This window comes from Kitasatospora sp. NPDC091257 (assembly GCF_044757675.1).
In the GTDB taxonomy this organism is placed as follows: domain Bacteria; phylum Actinomycetota; class Actinomycetes; order Streptomycetales; family Streptomycetaceae; genus Kitasatospora; species Kitasatospora lactacystinica.
The window spans coordinates 1-4,998 of the sequence record NZ_JBIVVI010000689.1 but is presented as its reverse complement, the minus strand read 5'-3'; the positions used below and the strand labels follow the sequence as shown (position 1 = coordinate 4,998).

Below are 4,998 nucleotides of genomic sequence, written 5' to 3'. Positions count from 1 at the left end.
GTGGGCGGGAGGGCGGTGAGGGCTCGGGTGCCGGCGTCGTAGGCCCGGCGGCAGACCCGGTCGGCCATCAGGGCGAGCAGTTCGTCCTTGCCGCGTACGTGGTAGTAGAGGCTGCCCGCGTGGGCGTCGAGCCGGTCGGCGACCTGGCGCATGGACAGGTTCTGGTAGCCGACCTCGGCGAAGACGGCCATGCCCGCGTCGACGATGCGGTCCTTGGTGAGCTTCATGACCCTCACCGTACAGCGTTTTCCAACACTGTTCGAAAACTGTGCTAGCTTTGCCCCATCAAGTTTTCGAACGGTGTTGGAAAACGCCGGAGCCAGGGGGAGGAGCCGGACATGGGGGCGATCGTCTTCAACGTGACCACGGCCGCACTGATGGTCATGATGGTCAACTGCGGGCTCGGCGTGGTGGGCCGAGACACCCTGCGCGGACGCCCGCTGCCGTGGGCCGCGATCGCCCTGGCCGCGGTCGCCGTCGCGGGCGTGCTGCTCCAACTCCTCTGGTCCGGCGCGATGGACGCGCTGGACGCGGACCCCGCCAAGTCCGGCTGGTGGCGCGAGCTCACCTCGGTGTTCCTGCAGAACGGCGGCCTGTTCGGCGGCCTGTGGAACCTCGTCACCCTCGCCGCCGTCGCCGCGCTCGCCCAGTGGTACTGGGGCGGTCCGCTCACCCTCGGCTTCTTCCTCGCCGGCATCCTGCTGCCCGGCCGCATCGACACCCTGCTCGGCCTCGGCGGCGGCCCCAGCACCGACCCGCGCAACTTCGCCGGCAGCTCCGGCGCCACCTACTTCCTCGGCGCCACCCTCGCCCTCGCCTTCCTCACCCGCACCCGCCTCCCCAAGGAGATCGCCCTGGCCGCCGGAGTCCCCGCGCTCGGCCTCGCGATGTGGCTCGCCCAGGAGAACGGCCACGGGCTGGTGTCCGTCTACGGCTTCGCCCTCGCGGCGGCCGTCTGGGCCGTCCGCCGCCGCCTGCCCCGCCCGGCCCCCGGCCGGACGGCCTGACCCCGCGACCCGGCGGCGGCAGCGACCTCGACACGGAGCGACGACGGCCCCGACCGGTTCGGTCGGGGCCGTCGTCCGCGCTGGTGGACGGACGGTGGGCAGACGTGGAGCAGGCGGGAACAGGGAGCGGTCGAGGCGGTCCGCCCTTGCCGGACTTTCCGGTCGAGGAATATCGGGGCGACCCGATGGATAGGCTCCCGGGCCATGACCCCAGCCCATCTGGCCGGCCCCCGCCTGGCGCTGCGTGAGATCGAACCCGAGGACACCGACGCCCTCCTGGCGATCTACGGCGACCCCGAGGCCACCCGGCACCTCAGCTTCGAACCCCGGACCCGCGAGCAGGTCGAAGCGATCACCACCCGCTCCATCGACTCCGCGCACGCCACCCCGCGCACCGAGTACTGCCTCGCCGTCACCCGGCGCGGCGATCACCCGTTGATCGGCTACGCGCGCCTGGCCACCGAGCCCCAGCAGGCGGCCACCATCGGCTTCGCCCTCCACCCGGCCGAGTGGGGCAAGGGACTCGGCACGGAGACCGTCCACCTGCTGTGCGACCTCGGCTTCAACGGCCTCGGCCTGCACCGCATCTGGGCCGCCCGCGCCCCGCTCAACGAGGCGTCGGCCTGGACCCTGCTCCGGGCCGGCATGACCGAGGACGGCCGGATCCGCGACCACATCTTCGTCCACGGCGCCTGGCGCGACTCCATCACCTACTCGATCCTGGAACACGAGTGGACGCCGATCGACGGCCTCGACACGGCGAGCGTCACCCGCAGTCCGGATGCGGCGCCCGGCGGCGAGGCCGTGCGGCGACGGTGAAGCCGGACGCGGCTTTGAGTGTTTACATTTCCTTCGGCTTTTCCGAGGTCCTGCGTGTTGCCCCAGGGTTCGGGAGCCCGGAGGGGGTGAGTTCGGCGAACCGGCTGCAGGGGAGGGGGTGGGTGGGCCATCCTCGTGGCCATGACCTCCGAGCAGCCGTCGCCCGCAGCCGGCGCCCGCCCGTCCCGCGGCCTGGTCCTCACCGTCGCCGCCGTGCTGGTCGTCCTGCTCGCGGTGGTGGCCACCGCGGTGCTGTGGCCGGACGACAAGAAGCCGGCCGCCGCGCCGCCGCCGCCCACGCCGACTCCCACGGCCACCCAGACGCCGACACCCACCCCTACGCCCACGCCGCAGCCGCCGTACGCGTTCTTCCCGGTCGGCGCCTGCTTCGACCACCCGCAGCTGAGCCCGGTGATCACCAAGCCGGAGGAACGCCCCTGCGCCGGCGACCACGACGGCGAGGTGATCGCCGACCTCAAGCTCGCGGACGGCATCACCGGCGACATTCCGCTCGCGCTCGCCATGCGGGACGGCTGCAAGGAGGCCGAAGCCGCCGCCAAGGCCCGGCAGGGCGACGGGAAGACCTACTACGGCCGCCAGTTCGGCCCGGCGACCGCCAACTACCAGCAGGGCTGGCGCGACTACACCTGCACCCTGACCGCGAGCAACAAGCAGGGCGGCCCCAAGCTCACCGGGCAGTTGCACCCGTAGCGGTCCCGTCGCCGGCGGCGCTCCGGCGCAGGGAGCGCCGCCCCGCGGGGGAGCCGGGGCGGGCTGACACAATGGTGCTCATGTCCACCACACCCGCCGCCCCCGGCAGCACCGCCCTCGCACCCGAGATCGCCGCGCGGCTCAAGCGCTCCGAGGACGGGCTGGTCCCGGCCATCGCCCAGCAGTACGACACCGGCGAGGTGCTGATGCTCGGCTGGATGGACGACGAGGCGCTGCACCGCACCCTCACCACGGGCCGCTGCACCTACTGGAGCCGCAGCCGCCGTGAGTACTGGGTGAAGGGCGACACCTCGGGCCACGTCCAGGCGGTCAAGTCGGTGGCCCTGGACTGCGACGGCGACACCCTGCTGGTGAAGGTCGACCAGACCGGTGCGGCCTGCCACACCGGCGACCGCACCTGCTTCGACGCCGACGTGCTCCCGCTGTCCTGACCCCACCCCGTCCACAACTCCAGAAGGTGCCGCCCGTCATGGATCTCGAAGCCTTCCGCAAGCTCGCCGTCGACACCCGGGTCATCCCGGTCACCCGCAGGCTCCTCGCGGACGGCCTCACCCCGATCGGCCTCTACCGCAGCCTCGCCGAGGAGCGCCCCGGCACCTTCCTGCTGGAGTCCGCCGAGCAGGGCCGCAGCTGGTCGCGCTACTCCTTCGTGGGGGTGCGCAGCGCCGCCGCGCTCACCGTCGGCCCGGACGGCGGGGCGCGCTGGCTCGGCAGCCCGCCGGTCGGCATCCCCACCGCCGGCGACCCGCTGGAGGTGCTGCGCGCCACCCTGCAGGCCCTGCACACCCCGCGCCGGCAGGACGACGGCCTGCCCCCGCTCACCGGCGGCCTGGTCGGCTACCTCGGCTACGACATCGTCCGCCGGCTGGAGAAGCTGCCCGACCTCAACCCGGACGACCTGGGCCTGCCCGAGCTGACCATGCTGCTCGCCACCGACCTCGCGGTGCTCGACCACGTCGACGGCACAGTGCTGCTGATCGCCAACGCCGTCAACCACAACGACCTGGCCAGCGGCGTGGACGAGGCCTGGGCGGACGCGGTGGCCCGGCTGGACGCGATGGAGGCCGAGCTGTTCAAGCCGGTCGACCCGGGCCTGGCCACCTTCACCCCGGCCGGCCCCGGCGAGGTGCACTCGCCGTTCGGCGGCGAGCCGTACCGGGCCGCGGTGGAGGAGATCAAGGAGCGGATCCGGGCCGGCGAGGCCTTCCAGGTGGTGCCCTCGCAGCGCTTCGAGGCGCCCTGCCCGGCCTCCGCGCTGGACGTCTACCGCGTGCTGCGCACCACCAACCCCAGCCCGTACATGTACCTGTTCCGCTTCCCCGGCCCGGACGGCGGGACCGAGGGCGGCTTCGACGTGGTCGGCTCCAGCCCGGAGGCGCTGGTCAAGGTCAGCGACGGCGAGGCGATGCTGCACCCGATCGCCGGCACCCGGCACCGCGGCGCCACCCCGCACGAGGACGCGGAGCTGGCCGCCGAGCTGCTCGCCGACCCCAAGGAGCGGGCCGAGCACCTGATGCTGGTGGACCTCGGCCGCAACGACCTCGGCCGGGTCTGCGAGCCGGGCAGCGTCGAGGTGGTCGACTTCATGCACATCGAGCGCTACAGCCACGTGATGCACATCGTCTCGACGGTGACCGGCAAGGTCGCCCCGGGGCGCACCGCCTTCGACGTGCTGACCGCCTGCTTCCCGGCCGGCACCCTCTCCGGCGCGCCCAAGCCCCGGGCGATGCGGATCATCGAGGAGCTGGAGCCCACCCGCCGCGGCCTGTACGGCGGCTGCGTCGGCTACCTGGACTTCGCCGGGGACTCGGACACCGCGATCGCGATCCGCACCGCCGTGCTGCGCGGCGGCACCGCGTACGTGCAGGCCGGCGCGGGCGTGGTCGCCGACTCCGACCCGCACGGCGAGGACACCGAGTGCCGGAACAAGGCGGCCGCCGTGCTGCGGGCCGTCGCCACCGCCAATACGCTGCGGAGGCCGGAACTGTCCTGAGGTGCGAGGAGGCGGCCGGGATGCCCGAGGTGCCGTACGACGAGCTGCGCTGGGCGGTCGTGCTCGGTGCCGCCGGACAGCTCGGCGAGCAGCCGGCGGGCCACGGGCGGGTGCTCTCCGGGGTGGCGGTCGACTTCCCGGGGGCACCCGGCGCTCCCGCACCCGCTCCGGGGTCCGGTTCCGCACCCGCTCCGGGGTCGGGTTCCGTACCCGAACCCGGCACGGTGCTCGCCCCGGACCTGGCCGTGCTCGCCCGGGACGCGGTGCGGGGCGGGCGGGGCCGGTTCGCCGCGGCCGGGGTCGAGGCGGTGCTGGAGGTGGCCCGGCCGGGCCTGGCGGAGGCGGCGAGGGCGTACGCGCGCAGCGGCGTGCCGTTGTACGTGGTGGTCGATCCGGTGGCGGCGGTCTGCACCGTGCACACCGCGCCGTCCCCCGAGGGGGTGTACC

The 4,998-nt window shown here is 73.8% G+C and carries 7 protein-coding genes; 6 read left to right on the top strand and 1 reads right to left on the bottom strand.

Annotated features, from left to right (window positions below; translation table 11 throughout):
- A partial coding sequence (locus ACIQOV_RS27375) for a TetR/AcrR family transcriptional regulator (protein WP_401052913.1) occupies window positions 1-227 on the bottom strand: 227 nt, incomplete at its 3' end.
- Between the two features lie 111 nt (window positions 228-338).
- On the opposite strand from ACIQOV_RS27375, the gene ACIQOV_RS27370 reads away from it, so the two are divergent.
- The 6 genes from ACIQOV_RS27370 to ACIQOV_RS27345 form a co-directional block, all read left to right on the top strand.
- Window positions 339-1,007, top strand: coding sequence for a hypothetical protein (locus tag ACIQOV_RS27370; protein WP_401052910.1), 669 nt, complete (start codon window positions 339-341; stop codon window positions 1,005-1,007).
- Window positions 1,008-1,211: 204 nt separating this feature from the next.
- Entirely contained in the window at window positions 1,212-1,826 is a 615-nt protein-coding gene (locus tag ACIQOV_RS27365) for a GNAT family N-acetyltransferase (protein WP_401052907.1), read from the top strand.
- A gap of 141 nt (window positions 1,827-1,967) precedes the next feature.
- Window positions 1,968-2,537, top strand: a complete 570-nt coding sequence (locus ACIQOV_RS27360) for a hypothetical protein (protein ID WP_401052904.1) — start codon at window positions 1,968-1,970, stop codon at window positions 2,535-2,537.
- An 80-nt stretch (window positions 2,538-2,617) separates the two neighbouring features.
- Window positions 2,618-2,989 (top strand): phosphoribosyl-AMP cyclohydrolase, encoded by a 372-nt coding sequence (hisI, locus tag ACIQOV_RS27355; protein ID WP_359910212.1) that lies wholly within the window; start codon window positions 2,618-2,620, stop codon window positions 2,987-2,989.
- 38 nt (window positions 2,990-3,027) lie between these two features.
- Window positions 3,028-4,551, top strand: a complete 1,524-nt coding sequence (locus tag ACIQOV_RS27350; RefSeq protein ID WP_387693428.1) for an anthranilate synthase component I — start codon at window positions 3,028-3,030, stop codon at window positions 4,549-4,551.
- A 20-nt stretch (window positions 4,552-4,571) separates the two neighbouring features.
- Window positions 4,572-4,998: Uma2 family endonuclease (locus ACIQOV_RS27345; RefSeq protein WP_401052900.1), on the top strand; the 427-nt coding region annotated here is incomplete at its 3' end.

Bases quoted from the DNA above. Each gene is read 5' to 3' on its own strand.
- ACIQOV_RS27370 (WP_401052910.1), top strand. From the start codon at position 339: ATGGGGGCGATCGTCTTCAACGTGACCACGGCCGCACTGATGGTCATG.
- ACIQOV_RS27365 (WP_401052907.1), top strand. From the start codon at position 1,212: ATGACCCCAGCCCATCTGGCCGGCCCCCGCCTGGCGCTGCGTGAGATC.
- ACIQOV_RS27360 (WP_401052904.1), top strand. From the start codon at position 1,968: ATGACCTCCGAGCAGCCGTCGCCCGCAGCCGGCGCCCGCCCGTCCCGC.
- hisI (WP_359910212.1), top strand. From the start codon at position 2,618: ATGTCCACCACACCCGCCGCCCCCGGCAGCACCGCCCTCGCACCCGAG.
- ACIQOV_RS27350 (WP_387693428.1), top strand. From the start codon at position 3,028: ATGGATCTCGAAGCCTTCCGCAAGCTCGCCGTCGACACCCGGGTCATC.